Source organism: Shinella yambaruensis, assembly GCF_050859155.1.
Taxonomy (GTDB): Bacteria; Pseudomonadota; Alphaproteobacteria; order Rhizobiales; family Rhizobiaceae; genus Shinella; species Shinella yambaruensis.
Window position 1 is genome coordinate 998,541 of record NZ_CP150638.1, and the last position, 13,173, is coordinate 1,011,713.

The 13,173-nt window shown below is 68.8% G+C and carries 16 protein-coding genes; 8 read left to right on the top strand and 8 right to left on the bottom strand.

All coding sequences use genetic code 11. The features are described from left to right. Window positions 1-51: 51 nt before the first annotated feature. The 3 genes from WMC41_RS04880 to WMC41_RS04890 form a co-directional block, all read right to left on the bottom strand. Window positions 52-984, bottom strand: coding sequence for a sensor domain-containing diguanylate cyclase (locus WMC41_RS04880; protein ID WP_288080887.1), 933 nt, complete (start codon window positions 982-984; stop codon window positions 52-54). Between the two features lie 158 nt (window positions 985-1,142). Next, on the bottom strand, window positions 1,143-2,579 hold the full coding sequence (locus WMC41_RS04885) for an MFS transporter (protein ID WP_432347192.1): 1,437 nt from the start codon (window positions 2,577-2,579) through the stop codon (window positions 1,143-1,145). A 382-nt stretch (window positions 2,580-2,961) separates the two neighbouring features. Next, window positions 2,962-3,420 (bottom strand): carboxymuconolactone decarboxylase family protein, encoded by a 459-nt coding sequence (locus WMC41_RS04890; RefSeq protein ID WP_432347193.1) that lies wholly within the window; start codon window positions 3,418-3,420, stop codon window positions 2,962-2,964. A gap of 108 nt (window positions 3,421-3,528) precedes the next feature. Here WMC41_RS04890 and WMC41_RS04895 point away from each other — a divergent pair, with 108 nt between their 5' ends. Further along, window positions 3,529-4,395, top strand: a complete 867-nt coding sequence (locus tag WMC41_RS04895; RefSeq protein WP_272804800.1) for a sigma-70 family RNA polymerase sigma factor — start codon at window positions 3,529-3,531, stop codon at window positions 4,393-4,395. 98 nt (window positions 4,396-4,493) lie between these two features. On the opposite strand, the gene WMC41_RS04900 is transcribed toward WMC41_RS04895, so the two are convergent. Beyond that, window positions 4,494-5,228 carry a DUF3750 domain-containing protein gene (locus WMC41_RS04900; protein WP_432347194.1) on the bottom strand — a complete coding sequence of 245 codons (735 nt, stop codon included), beginning with the start codon at window positions 5,226-5,228 and terminating at the stop codon, window positions 4,494-4,496. A gap of 83 nt (window positions 5,229-5,311) precedes the next feature. Here WMC41_RS04900 and WMC41_RS04905 point away from each other — a divergent pair, with 83 nt between their 5' ends. Continuing rightward, the gene (locus tag WMC41_RS04905) at window positions 5,312-6,319 is read left to right on the top strand and encodes an asparaginase (protein WP_245082333.1); all 1,008 of its coding nucleotides are present in this window, start codon (window positions 5,312-5,314) and stop codon (window positions 6,317-6,319) included. Here WMC41_RS04905 and WMC41_RS04910 read toward each other — a convergent pair whose 3' ends face one another. Continuing rightward, window positions 6,320-7,075 (bottom strand): DeoR/GlpR family DNA-binding transcription regulator, encoded by a 756-nt coding sequence (locus WMC41_RS04910; protein WP_432347195.1) that lies wholly within the window; start codon window positions 7,073-7,075, stop codon window positions 6,320-6,322. A gap of 100 nt (window positions 7,076-7,175) precedes the next feature. On the opposite strand from WMC41_RS04910, the gene WMC41_RS04915 reads away from it, so the two are divergent. Together WMC41_RS04915 and WMC41_RS04920 are read left to right on the top strand one after the other, a co-directional pair. Continuing rightward, on the top strand, window positions 7,176-7,541 hold the full coding sequence (locus tag WMC41_RS04915) for a DUF4406 domain-containing protein (protein WP_245082328.1): 366 nt from the start codon (window positions 7,176-7,178) through the stop codon (window positions 7,539-7,541). Window positions 7,542-7,646: 105 nt separating this feature from the next. Continuing rightward, window positions 7,647-8,042 carry a VOC family protein gene (locus WMC41_RS04920; RefSeq protein ID WP_245082327.1) on the top strand — a complete coding sequence of 132 codons (396 nt, stop codon included), beginning with the start codon at window positions 7,647-7,649 and terminating at the stop codon, window positions 8,040-8,042. A 223-nt stretch (window positions 8,043-8,265) separates the two neighbouring features. Here WMC41_RS04920 and WMC41_RS04925 read toward each other — a convergent pair whose 3' ends face one another. Both WMC41_RS04925 and WMC41_RS04930 read right to left on the bottom strand, forming a co-directional pair. Beyond that, window positions 8,266-8,628 (bottom strand): MmcQ/YjbR family DNA-binding protein, encoded by a 363-nt coding sequence (locus WMC41_RS04925; RefSeq protein WP_432347196.1) that lies wholly within the window; start codon window positions 8,626-8,628, stop codon window positions 8,266-8,268. A 58-nt stretch (window positions 8,629-8,686) separates the two neighbouring features. Then, window positions 8,687-8,881, bottom strand: coding sequence for a hypothetical protein (locus WMC41_RS04930; protein WP_272804805.1), 195 nt, complete (start codon window positions 8,879-8,881; stop codon window positions 8,687-8,689). A 103-nt stretch (window positions 8,882-8,984) separates the two neighbouring features. Here WMC41_RS04930 and WMC41_RS04935 point away from each other — a divergent pair, with 103 nt between their 5' ends. Beyond that, window positions 8,985-9,926 (top strand): LysR substrate-binding domain-containing protein, encoded by a 942-nt coding sequence (locus WMC41_RS04935; protein WP_245082321.1) that lies wholly within the window; start codon window positions 8,985-8,987, stop codon window positions 9,924-9,926. Here WMC41_RS04935 and WMC41_RS04940 read toward each other — a convergent pair. Continuing rightward, window positions 9,886-10,545, bottom strand: coding sequence for a glutathione S-transferase family protein (locus tag WMC41_RS04940; protein WP_432347197.1), 660 nt, complete (start codon window positions 10,543-10,545; stop codon window positions 9,886-9,888). The genes WMC41_RS04935 and WMC41_RS04940 overlap by 41 nt on opposite strands. A gap of 254 nt (window positions 10,546-10,799) precedes the next feature. Between WMC41_RS04940 and WMC41_RS04945 the strand changes: the two genes are divergently transcribed. From WMC41_RS04945 to WMC41_RS04955, 3 genes are all read left to right on the top strand, one after another. Continuing rightward, on the top strand, window positions 10,800-11,183 hold the full coding sequence (locus WMC41_RS04945) for a hypothetical protein (RefSeq protein ID WP_432347198.1): 384 nt from the start codon (window positions 10,800-10,802) through the stop codon (window positions 11,181-11,183). 72 nt (window positions 11,184-11,255) lie between these two features. Beyond that, window positions 11,256-12,635 carry a PepSY-associated TM helix domain-containing protein gene (locus WMC41_RS04950; RefSeq protein ID WP_432348263.1) on the top strand — a complete coding sequence of 460 codons (1,380 nt, stop codon included), beginning with the start codon at window positions 11,256-11,258 and terminating at the stop codon, window positions 12,633-12,635. 26 nt (window positions 12,636-12,661) lie between these two features. Then, on the top strand, window positions 12,662-13,162 hold the full coding sequence (locus WMC41_RS04955; protein WP_245082308.1) for a copper chaperone PCu(A)C: 501 nt from the start codon (window positions 12,662-12,664) through the stop codon (window positions 13,160-13,162). Window positions 13,163-13,173: the final 11 nt, after the last annotated feature.

A 13,173-nucleotide genomic window follows, 5' to 3' on the forward strand; every position in this document is an offset into this window, starting at 1 on the left:
CGGCGCCGGAGGATGCGGGAGCATGTCCGACGAGCCCGATGCGCTCGAGGCTCAGTCCGCCTGCTCGATCCGGTCGCGGCCGAGATGCTTGGCGCGATAAAGCGCCCGGTCGGCCCGCTCGAAGAGGTCTTCGGCCGCATTGCCGCAATATTCCGCGACGCCCGCGGACATGGTGTAGGCGCAGCCGAGGCCGATGCGGTTTTTCTCTTGCGCCACATGGCGGCGCAGCCGCTCCACGGCGCGCGTCGCCTCCCGAAGGCCGGCGCCCGGCATCAGCATCAGGAATTCCTCCCCGCCGACCCGGGCGAAGGTGTCGCCGCCACGCAACTGCCGCCGCCCGGCGGCGGCGAAGTGCCGGAGCACCTCGTCGCCCCTGGCATGGCCGAAGCGGTCGTTGATCGTCTTGAAGTGATCGAGATCGATCAGCGCCAGCGAGAGCTGCGTGCAGTCGCGGAAGGCGATCCGCATTTCCGCATCCAGCCGCGCCATCGCCGCGCGGCGGTTGAACAGGCCGGTGAGCGGGTCCGTATCGGCGGCGAGCTGGGCCGCATCGCGGGCAAGCTGCAGCATGTGCTCGTTGGACTTGAGCATGGTGATGTCGGTGAAGACGCTCCACAGCCAGCCGCCGGCAAGCAGCGTCTCGTTCACCAGGAACCAGCGGTCGTCGCGGATGTCGATCTCGAAGGTGCGCTGCGGGGTGCTGCGCCGCTTGGCGCTGGCCATGTCGAGGAAGGCGTCGATCGGCCCGCTCATCTTCGGCCCGACGCTTTTCGCATGGCAGCGGCGCATGATGTCGGCGAAGGTGCGCGCGCCCGGTTGTACGTCGAAAAGCGCGCGGAAGGCGGCGGAGCCGTAGGACAGCTCGTCATCCGGCGAGAACAGCGCGCAGGCGACGCCGGAGGCCTCGAGCCCGGAAAGGACGAGGTCCGTCGTCGCCCGTTCCCGAAGGCATGCAAGCGGCAGGATCGCTTCGGCATGTGCCATGCCGCGTCCGCCCGGCCACCTGTGCCCGTCGTTGCGTCTCACCCGCCGCTTTCCTTTCCAAGACAGGATCGCCGGGAATCGCGCCGGTCGATCGTCACCCTTTGTGGCAGAAGGCGGCGGGGTCGCAATGAAGACTGTCGGTTTCCGTTAACAAATCCTCAACCCGCAGCGGCGCCCTTTCCTGCGGGAAGGCGGATGGCGAGGAGGATCGCCAGCGCCGCCGGCAGGGCGAGCAGCGCATAGAGCCAGCGTGCCGCCGTCAGCGCCCCGTCGACGCCGCCGGGGCTCGCCAGGCCCGTCGAATTGGCGATGATGCCGGCGAGCGCCGCCCCGAAAGCCGCGCCGAGCGCCTGCATGGTGGTGATCGCCGCCGAGGCCTTGTCCGTCTCGCCGGCCGGCGCGAGCTGCAGCACATGGGTGACGAGATGCGCCCAGCCCATGCCGATGCCGAAGCCCATCAGGAAGATGAAGACGGTGGCGACGGCCAGCAGCACGAGGCCGCTCGCCGGGTTGTGCCGGGCGAGCGTGACGGCGAGGAGGGCGGTCGCCAGCGCCTCCATCAGCGCGCCGGCGACGATCACCCGGTTGGCGCGCCGTCCCGTGAGGCCGGCGCTGGCGAAGGCCGCGGCCGTCCAGCCGAGCGCCAGCAGCGCCACGAGATAGCCGGAGACGAGCGGACTCACGCCGTGCAGCACCTGCAGGAAATAGGGGATGTAGATGTCCGAGCAGACCGTCACCAGCAGCATCAGCATGATGAGGTAGACGCGGGCGAGCGGCGAGAAGAGGCTGATCGTGCCGGCCGGCAGCAGCCGGCCTTCCGCCCGCCGCTCGATCGTGATCGCCGCGAGGACCGCGAGCACGGCGGCGGCCGCGAAGGCGCCGCGCAGCGCCGGTGCCTCGACGGAACTGGCGAAGGAGAGGACAACCACCGCGGCGACGAGCAGCACGATCTGCGGGAAGGGCGTCTTCGTCGTCACGCGCTCGCCGTCGCCCGGCGGCAGCAGCTTCGGCGCGGAAACGGCCATCAGCACCGACAGCGGAACGAGCAGGGCGAAGGCCTCGCGCCAGGCACTGCCGGTCGCGAAGATGCCGCCGATCGTCGGCCCGAGGAAGGTGGCGATGCCCCAGGCGGCGGCATAGAGCGTCGAGGCCGTGCTCCACAGCGGCTCGGGATAGACATGGCGGATGAAGGCGTAGCCGAGCGCCACCAGGAACCCGGCGCCGAGCCCCTGGATCGCCCGGCCGGCGAGCACCGTCTCCATGGTGGGCGCGATGGCGCAGACGAGGCTGCCGATGCCGAACAGCAGCGCGCCGGCCCTGTAGCAATGGTTGAGCGTCACCTTCTCCGGCCGGACGGCGACGAAGGTGGAGCCGAGCACGGAGGCAGCGACATAGATCGTCGTCGCCCAGGCGAAGAGCGCAAGGCCGCCGATGTCGCGCACGATCGAGGGCATCAGCGTGGCGGTGATGTAGGTCTCCACCGCATGCAGCATGATGCCGCCGCCGAGCATCAGCGTGCCGAACAGATAGGCGCGGGAAAACAGGCTGGAAAGCCGCGGCGCGGCCTCCTTGGACGATATGGCGCTCTCGGACATGGGAACGGGCCTTGCTATGCGAAATGCGGTGGAAACAGACGTGACACGGCGCAAAACGGAGTTCAAGCCGTGACTTTTCGGTGAAATTGCGGGGCCGTGGGGCCGGATTGCCATCCAGGTCCTGCGGGCTGCATCTCTTCTGCGAGGGTAGGCTAATGGAGCGACATCCCCCTCTGCCCTGCCGGGCATCTCCCCCACAAGGGGGGAGATTGGATGGAGGACCATTTCGCCAAATTACGACGTGGCTGATTGAGCAAGATCTTCGCCTCTTGCCGATCTCCCCCCTTGTGGGGGAGATGCCCGGCAGGGCAGAGGGGGGGCGCTCCATACGCGCGCCCTTGCTACAAGGAGCTTACGGCCAGACGAAACCCCGGCCGCGCCGTTACGGGTTCCATTCTCCCGCCACCTGCCGGGTCGCGACATTGAACCGGTTCCACACATTGATCGCGGCGATCTCGACGACGAGGGCGGCGAGCGTCTTTTCGTCGTAGTGGCGGGCGGCCTCGTTCCAGATCGCATCCGGCACCGCCTCCTCGCGGTCGGCGATGCGCGTCAGCGTCTCGGTCAGTGCCAGCGCGGCCCGCTCCGCGTCGGTATAGAACGGCGCCTCGCGCCAGGCGGCGACGGAAAGGATGCGCCGGTCGCTCTCGCCGGCCTTCTTCATGAGGCGCGGATGCAGGTCGACGCAGAAGCCGCAGCCGTTGATCTGGCTGGCGCGCAGATGCACGAGATGGATGGTCTTTTCCGGCAGCGCCGTCTTCTGCGCGGCGCCCTGGAGGGCGCGCATGGCGGCTGCGGCATCGGGAAGGACGGCGGCGATATTGGTCATACGGGATTGCATTTCATCACTCCTTGCATTGTTTTCAGCGTCGACGGTCGCGAACCCTGTCACACCGGTGCGGCTTCGTTCGTCATGGCCATGACGCCGCTGGACGAAGGAGTGTGACCGATGGAGAAGAAAAATTTCTGGGCCGACCGTTTCGAGGCCGAACGCGGGCGCCTGCGCGCCGTTGCCCTGCGCATGCTCGGCTCGCAGAGCGAGGCCGAGGACGCGGTGCAGGAGGCCTGGCTCCGGCTGGAGCGGACAGGCGGCGGCGATATCGGCAATCTCGGCGGCTGGCTGACGACCGTCGTCGGCCGCATCTGCCTCGACATGCTGCGCGCCCGCGCACGGCGCCGCGAGGATCCGATCGACGGCGAGGGCGGCGAGGACCGGCATGCCTATGCGGGCGCGGCGGCGGACGAGCAGGCGGCGCTTGCCGATTCGGTCGGCCTTGCGCTGCTCGTCGTGCTGGAGCGCCTGACGCCGGCCGAGCGGCTCGCCTTCGTGCTGCACGACATGTTCGACGTGCCCTTCGAGGAGATCGGCCGCATCGTCGACCGCTCGCCCGCGGCCGCCCGCCAGCTCGCCAGCCGCGCCCGCCGCCGCGTGCAGGGCCTGCCGGACACGCCGTCCGCGGATTACGAGCGCCGCAGGAATGTCGTCGCGGCCTTCCTCGCGGCCTCGCGCGACGGCGATTTTTCCGGCCTGCTCGCCGTGCTCGATCCCGACGTCGTCTTCCATGCGGATGCCGATGCGGTGCGGCTCGGCTCGCTCGCCGAGATCCACGGCGCCGATGCCGTCGCCACGAACTTCAAGGGCAAGGCGACCGCCGCACGGCTCGCCCTCATCGACGGCCGGCCGGGCCTTGCCGTCATCCTCGGCGGCGAGCTCAGGATCGTCGTGCGCATGGAGGTGGAGGGCGATCACATCGTCGCGATCGAATCGATCGCCGACCCCGCCCGCATTGCAGGGTTCGAGATGGAATATCTGTAAGAAGGCTTTGCGCCAAAGCGCTGTTACCCTTCCTCCGTCACCCTCGGGTCAAGCCCGAGCATGACGGAGGAAGGGTATGCGTCCGCCGGAAAAGGCCGCTAGATGCCGATGCGCCCGATCGCCGGGATCTTGATCGCCGGCCGATAGAGGTCCACGCCGGCGACGAGGCCCATGATGTGCAGCTCGATCCCGGAGCGCAGCCCGGCGGAGATGCCGAGGAGGCCGTAGAGCGTCGCATGCACGTCCCTGCCATCAGGATCGACCGCGAAGATCCTGCCCTCCGGCAGGTAGTCTCGCCCCACCGCATCCGGCGGCAGCACCACGCCGAGTTCCGGCACGGAGCGCAGCACATGGGCGACGAAGGTGTTGGAATTCGGCCCCGGCCACATGCGGTAGCCGCCCGGCTTGGAATAGGGGTAGGCGGCGATCGCCGCCTCGATCCTGGGGATCAGCCGCGCTGCCTCCTCGCCGCTGACGCTGACCACCACGCGCGGCGTGTTGGAATACCAGAAGGCATCCGGCGCATAGCCGTTCCTGCGCACCGGCGTGCCCCAGCCGACCTTGTCGTAGCGGTTGTAGCTCCCGTTCGCCGCCTTGGTGACGATCCAGGCATGGCTCGAGACCGCGCCCTTCAGGCCGCCGGTGGCGGCGGAGAAGACGTGGATCGTCGCCTGCGGCGTGTCTTCCGCCTTCGGCAGGATGCCGGCGGACTTCCAGTTCGCCTCCCGCCAGCTCTGCGGCCGCTCCTTGATGTACCAGTAGCCCGCCGAAGCGAGCGCCGGCATGAGGTAGATGACGAGGAAGAGGGCGAGGACGTTCCTCAACAGTTTCATGCGCGGCGCCTCCGAAATCGCGTGTGCGGGCCCTGGTTTTCGGATAATACCGCATCCGAAACCGGAAATTTGAGGGCATGAACATGGCAAACCCCGTCCTTGTCGAGGTCACCCGCGGCAATCTCGTCGAAAGCCGCCATCGCGGCATGGTCGTCGCGGTCGACGGCGATGGCAAGGTGGTGTTTTCGCAAGGGGATATCGAGGCCGGCATCTTCCCGCGTTCGGCCTGCAAGGCCATGCAGGGCCTGCCGCTCGTCGAAAGCGGCGCGGCGGATGCCTATGGCTTCGGCAACAGGGAGCTGGCGCTCGCCTGTTCCTCGCACAGCGGCGAGCCGGAACATGCAAGCCTTGCCGGCGCCATGCTGGCCGCCGCCGGCGTCGACGAGGGCGTGCTGGAATGCGGCGCACACTGGTCCTTCGAGCAGCCGGTGCTTGTCAGCCAGGCGCGCGGCCTCGAGCGGCCGACGGCGCTGCACAACAACTGCTCGGGCAAGCATGCCGGCTTCGTCTGCGCCGCCTGCCACACCGGCAAGGACCTCAAGGGCTACGTGCGCTACGAGCACCCCGTCCAGGCGGAGATCCGCGGCGTCATGGAAAGCCTGACGGGCGCCGCGCTCGCCACCGACAATTGCGGCGTCGACGGCTGCTCGATCCCCACCTATGCCGTGCCGCTGAAGAGCCTCGCGCACGGCTTCGCCAGGATGGCGACCGGCACCGGCCTTGCGCCCGGGCGCGCGAAGGCCGCCCGCCGCCTGATCGATGCCTGCATGGCCGAGCCCTTCTACGTCGCAGGCACCAGGCGCGCCTGTACGCGTCTGATGCAGACGGCCCCCGGCCGAATCTTCGCCAAGACCGGCGCCGAGGGCGTCTTCTGCGCCGCCATCCCGGAAAAGGGCATCGCCATCGCCCTCAAATGCGAGGACGGCACGACCCGTGCGGCCGAGAGCATGGTCGCCGCCACGCTCGCCCGCTTCTTCGCCGACGAACCCGACCTCCACGCCGCCCTGATGGCCGAGGCCAACCGCTCCATGTCCAACTGGAACGGCATCCACGTCGGCGACGTCCGCGTCACGGATGCCTTCGCGGCCTGATCAGCCCTCGACGATCTCCACGTCCAGCTCCCGGTAGGGCGCGAGCGTGTCCGGCGGGAGGCCGGGCGGCAGGAGGAGGCCGGTGGCGGCGGCGAGCGGCAGGATCTTCCAGGGCGAGGCGCGGCCGAGCTTTTCCCGCGTCAGCGGGACCCAGGTCGCGGCGGCGTTTTCGGCGATGGTGCGCTTGGTGGCGGCTTCCTCCATGTCGCCGGTGGTCAGGCCGTGCGTCGGATGCGCGGCCGTCACGCCCATGAAATAGAGATCCGCCTTCAGGCCGCGTATGGTCTCCAGCGCGAGGGCGCCCGTCGACACCATGGAATGTTTGTAGAGCCTGCCGCCGACCAGCACGACCTCGGCGGTCGGGTGGCGTTCGAGCTCGCAGGCGATGGTCGGGCTGTGCGTCACCACCGTGAAGGCGAAGGTGCGCGGCAGCAGGCGCGCAAGCGCCGCCGTCGTCGTGCCGCCATCGAGGAAGACCACCTGACCGGGCTCGACCATCGCCGCCGCCCGGGCGCCGAGCGCGGTCTTCTCGTCCGTCGCGACCGCCTGGCGCGCCGAAAAATCCGGCAGCGGCGGGGAGAGCGGCAGCGCGCCGCCATGCACGCGCTTGAGCAGGCCGTCGGCCGCCATTTCCCGCAGGTCCCGCCGGATCGTGTCCTCCGACAGATCGAGCTCCGCTGCCAGCGCCTTTGCGACGATCTCGCCGTCGCGGCCGAGGCGCCGGGCGATCAGGGCTTTTCTCTGGCTGGTCAGCATGCATTTGCACTCCGTCTTGACTCTGCATGAAATTACACGAATATTCATGAAATATCCAGAAAATTCCGGATATTTCATGCATCAATCGTAAGGAGTAGACATGCTGATCCTGATTGCCGGCCCCTATCGTTCGGGCACCGGAGACGATCCCGTGAAGATGGCGGAGAACCTGAAGCGGCTGGAGGCGCCGTCCTATGCGCTGTTCAAGGCCGGTCATGTGCCGATGATCGGCGAGTGGGTGGCGCTGCCCGTCTGGCGCGCCGCCGGGGGCGGGACGGTGGGCGACGCGCTGCACGAGGAGATCTTCTACCCGACGGCGCACCGCCTGCTGGAGCTCTGCGAGGGCGTGCTGCGCCTGCCGGGGGAGTCAAGGGGAGCGGACAATGACGTGCGCATCGCCCGCGAACGCGGCCTTCCGGTCTGGCACCGGCTGGAGGATGTGCCGGGCTGCGCGGCGGCTGCATAAATTTGCAGGCCCGTGTCGGGAAGGGGCGAGGTGATCCGTCCTGTGGCATGACGGGCGATCCGCCGCCGGCGGCGCCCGCACCATGCCAGATCAAGGAGGACTTCCATGCGCATGATCTTCGTCAACCTGCCCGTCAAGGACTTGCCCGCGACCCGCCGCTTCTTCGGCGCGCTCGGCTTTGCCTTCAACGAGGCCTACAGCGACGAGACCGCCGCCTGCATGGTGGTGGACGACAACATCTTCGTCATGCACCTGACGGAGGCGAAGTTCGCCCAGTTCGTCACGGGCAAGGTCGGCGATCCGGAATCCGCCACGCAGGTGCTGACCTGCCTCTCCGCCGCGAGCCGCCAGGAGGTCGACGACATCAAGGCGAAGGCGCTCGCCGCCGGCGGGCGCGAATGGAAGCCGAACATGGAGTTCGGCCCGATGTACGGCTGCTCCTTCCAGGATCCGAACGGCAATGTCTGGGAGTTCATGCACATGGACCAGTCGGGCGGCTGACGGCGGGCGAGGGGCTGCACGCAGGCTGGCGTGCCTGCCCCTCATCAGCCTGCCGGCACCGTCTCCCCGCAGGCGGGGAGAAGGAACGGGCGGAAATTTCTGGGCAATGGGCACCGTTTCGGGAAAGCGGTGCGGTAATCCCTTTTCCTCACCTGCGGGGAGACGGTCGCGGCAGCGGGAGGAGGGGCTTTTCGTCAATCGATGCGACCACGCACCTTGGCGCTTATTCCGTGGGACCATCCGCAACCAGCTTGCGCAGCCGCGCGGGCGCCTTGCGGCGCCAGGCCTCGGCCATCCGCTGCTGCAGTTCCCCATCGTCGATCACGGCGGCGCGCAGGAGGAGGGCGGGCCAGCCCTTGTAATGGTCCGTCTCGTGGTAGATCTCGGGCGCCATCTCGATCAGGCGCTCCTTCTCGTCCATCGGCGCCATCAGCACCAGCGTCCCGGCATCCTTGATGCGCAGGAAGAGCTTGCCCGCCACCTTGAGCGCGGGCGTGCCGTAGGATGTGCCGGTCTCGACGCCCGGCAGGCCCGCGGCAAGGCGCTGGAGCCGCGCCAGGAGCGTTTCGGTTTCGTCGTTAGCCATGCGCGCCATCCTCCCCGGCCAGGATAGCCCGGACCGGGAAGGACGGCGAGGGGGAGGATCAGAGCGGCCGGCGGCCGCTCTCGGCCCGGAGCGCCGGGGTGCGGAAGAGTCCGAAGGGCAGGTCGCCGAGCGCGCGCGAATCCATCGTCTCGATCTCGGGATGGGCCAGCGGATCGCGCAGCCAGACGGGGGTCTCCGCAGCGTCGGCCTCGGCGCGCAGCGCCTCGGACACCCTGGAGAAAATCTTGAACATTGCCTTCTCCTTGCGGTTCGTTACCATAGGTTATGGCTGATAATCGCGCCACGGGGCCGTTTCGGCAATCGAGTAGTTCAGGATATCGGTATAGAAAAGCTATATGAGAAATCTCAATCGCGTGCATCTCAACGGCCTGCGCGCGCTGGAGGCGGTGGGCCGGCTCGGCTCGCTGCAGGCGGCTGCGGAGGAACTCGGCGTGACGGTCGGCGCGGTGAGCCAGCAGGTCATCAAGGCGGAGGGGCAGCTCGGCCGGGCGATCTTCGAGCGTACCGCGCGGGGCCTGCAGCGGACGGCCTTCGGCGCCCCGTTCCTGGCGCGGCTTTCGGCCGGCTTCGGCCAGCTTTCCGAGGCGGTCGCCGCCACGCAGCGCCGCGACGATGCGATCCTGACGATTTCCGTCGCGCCGATCTTCGCCTCGCGCTGGCTCATCCACCGCATCGACCGCTTCGCCGCCGCCCATCCCGATATCAGCCTGCGCATCGAGGCGACGACGACGCTGGTCGATCTGGCGCGTTCCGATGTCGATCTCTGCATCCGCGTCGGCCCCGGCACCTGGCCGGATGTGGCGACGGAATTCCTGGTGCCGCAGGTCGTCTTCCCGGTCTGCGCGCCGGCGCTGGCGGCGGGGATAAGGACGCCGCGGGACCTGTCCGAGCAGCCGGCCGTGGTCGACGGCAACGACGCCTTCACCTGGGAGCGCTGGCTGGCGCTCGCCGGTTTCGCCGTGCCGCCGCCCAAGGCGCGGCATGTCTTTTCCGACGCCTCGCTCTGCCTCGACGCGGCGCTGGCGGGGCAGGGGGTGCTGCTCGCCTATCCGGTGCTCGCCTCCTGGGCGCTGAAGGAGGGGCGGCTCGTCGCGCCGTTCCCCATCCGGGTCGAGACCGGCATGGGCTATTACTTCGTGACGGCCCCGGGCGTGCCGGAGCCGCGCAAGGTCTCGCTGTTCAAGCGCTGGCTGCGCGCGGCGCTGGCCGAGGACGAGGACGGCTTTGCCGGCGCGGTCATTCCGGCTCGCAAAGCCGTGCCGCCATCATCGCCTTGAAGGCCGGGCGCGCCTGGCAGGCCGCAAGCCAGGCTTTGACGTTCGGCGCCGCGTCGAAGAGCTGCGGCTCGCTCATGGCATAGCGGAAGACCTCCGCGAGGTTGAGGTCGGCGACGGTGAAGCGGTCGCCGACGACATGGCCGGTGGCGGCAAGATGGGCGTCGAGCCGCTGGAAGCTCGTCTTCAGCGCCTTGGCGGCGCCCCGGATGGCGAGGCGGCCCTGTTCGCTCTCGGCGACCCTGGTGTCGAGCGCCAGGATGATCTTCACCGCATGCGGCTCCACCTCCGTCGCCGCCCACATCGTCCATTGCAGCATTTCCGCCTCTTCCGTCACCGTCCGGCCGGCAAGCGGGCCGCCGTGCTTGCGCGCGAGGTAGAGGTTGATCGCCAGCGATTCCGTCATCACGAAGCCGCCGTCGTCGATGCAGGGGATCAGGCCGGTCGGGTTGACGGCGAGGAAATCCGGCGAGCGGGTGTTGAGCGGCGCATCGGCCGCCAGCGGATCGTCGAGGCGGCGGGCCTGGATGACCGGCACGCTGGCGAAAGGCAGGCCGAGTTCGCCGGCAAGCCAGTAGTTGCGCGAGGCGCGCGAGCGGTAGACGCCGTAGATGGTGAGCATGGATCCTCCCTGGAGTGCCCGGCCGGGCGCGGGCTTGCGTCAGAACAAAGAGCCGCGGCAATCCCTCGGCTAGAAGAGGGCGAGACTGCCGGGGCCTTGGCGGCACCATAGGCGGCGGGTCGGCAAAGCGGTAGGGCGCCGGCCTGATCGATCCATGAATTGTCGTGATGGCCCCGGGCCTGCTTGTCGCATTGACCTGCCGCCGGCATGGGGCTAAGGGCGAAGGGTCCGCCGATCGCGGATGAGGACGACCGATGACAGGACGCATGACACGCTGGGCCGCCTGCCTGCGCATTCTCTGCGCGGTCGCCCTGCTGTTCGTCGGTTTCGCCCACCAGCCGGCCTCGGCCACCGCGCCGACGGCGCTGGAGCTCACGCAATACGTGCTTCCCGACGGCACCCTGCCGGACATCTGCCTCAACGACATGGTGGGCGGCAAGGCCAAGCATGTGGGGCCGGTGAAGTGCGAGGCCTGCCGCATCGGCGGCGCCATGCTGATGCCGGCGCCGGCCGATCTCGACGGCGCCGTGCTCGCCTTCCGCCGCCTTGCCGCGCTCCCCCTCGTCGAGGAGGCGTTGCGCCCGCGGCGCGAGCGTCCCGGCGCGCCGCCCCGCGCGCCTCCCTTCCTGTCCGCCTGATTGTTGCGCCCGCACGCCGGTTCGCCGCCGTGTGCCGAAAATCCAGCCTGACAGGACCCTTGCATGTCCGTGATTTCCGATGCGCCGGCCGTTGCCGCCGCCCAGTCCTCCGCGCTCGCGCAGCGCCTCTACCGCGCCATCTGGCGATGGCACTTCTTCGCCGGCCTGCTCGCCGTGCCCTTCATGATCAGCCTTGCCGTCACCGGCGGGCTCTATCTGTTCAACGACGAGATCGACGCCAGCCTCTTCCGCTACCGCAACTATGTCACGGTCGGCGGCGCCGAACTGCCGCCCTCGGCCATCGTGGAGAAGGCCGTCGCCGCCGTGCCGGGCGGAACGCTCTCCTCCTACCGCACGCCCGCCGGCGCGGACCGCTCCGCCCGCGTGACGGTCTCTACCGGGGCCGGCAAGGTGCTGGTCTTCGTCGATCCCTATAACGGCGCCGTCCTGGACACGGTCGGCGCAAAGGAGGAGTTCAACCAGGTCGTGGAGGACCTGCACAGCCTCGATTATTTCGGCACCGCCTGGGAGCGCATCATAGAGGTCGTCGCCGGCTTTGCCGTCGTGCTCGTGCTCACCGGCATCTATCTCTGGTGGCCGCGCAGCCAGACGGGCGGCGTCGTCAGCGTGCGGGGCACGCCGGCAAGGCGCGTCTTCTGGCGCGACCTTCATGCCGTCACCGGCATCTTCGCCAGCGTGCTCATCCTGTTCCTCGCCTTCAGCGGCCTGTTATGGACCGGCTTCTGGGGCAGCAAGGTCAACGGCTATCTCACGGCGAACGGCATGGGCTATCCGGCCGAGCTGTGGGACCGGGTGCCGCATTCCATGCTTGTCACCAGCGATGTCCTGCCGAAGACCGCCTGGCTGATGGAGAACGCGCCGGTGCCGGCCTCGACGCCGCCGGGCGAGGGGCAGGTGGCGCTGCCGCCCATCGGCCTCGACAATGCCGTGACGATCGCCAATGCCGCCGGCATGCTGCCCGGCTACGACCTTTCGCCGCCCGCAGGCGAGACCGGCGTCTACACGGCGGCGATCTATCCGGCCGACCTGCAATACGAGCGCACGCTGCATATCGACCAGTATACCGGCGAGCGCCTCGTCGACACCGCCTATGCCGACTATCCGGCGACGGGCAAGCTGATCGAATGGGGCATCAACGTGCACAAGGGGCAGGAATGGGGCCTCTTCAACCAGCTCCTGATGCTTGCGACCTGCCTCGTCGTCATCGCGATGAGCCTGTCGGCCGTCGTCATGTGGTGGAAGCGCCGGCCGAGGGGCCGCATCGGCGTGCCGCCCGGCCCGCGCGAGAGGCGCATCTATCTCGGCCTGTGGGCGATCGCCGCCGTCTTCGGCGTGCTCTTCCCGCTGACGGGCCTCACCATCCTCGCCATGATCCTCCTCGACCAGTTCGTCATTCGCCTCGTGCCGCCGCTGCGGCGCCTCTTTTCCTGAACGCAAAGCCAGAAAGGATTTTTTCCATGAAACGCATTCTCGCCTCCTTCGTCGCCCTGGCACTCTCGGCCTCGGCCGCCTTCGCCCACGACTTCACCCTCGGCAGCCTGGAGATCGACCACCCGGCCTCCCGGGCGACGCTGCCCGGCCAGCCGGTCGGCGGCGGCTTCATGACCATCACCAACAAGGGCACCGAGGCCGACCGCCTCGTCTCCATCACCGCGCCGGACGTGTCCGACGACGTGCAGCTGCACGAAATGGCCGTCGAGAACGACGTGATGAAGATGCGCCAGCTGCCGGACGGCATCGAGATCCCGGCCGGCGCCACGGTCGAGCTGAAGTCCGGCGGGCTGCATGTCATGTTCATGCGCATCAAGCACCCCTTCAAGGAAGGGGAGAAATTCAAGGCGACGCTGACCTTCGAGAAGGCCGGCGCGATCGACGTGGATTTCACGATCGGGGCCGCCAGGCCCGGCGCCGGGCAGGGCAACGGCGCTGCTGCCGGCCACGGCGGCCACGGCGGCTGAGGCCCGGGATC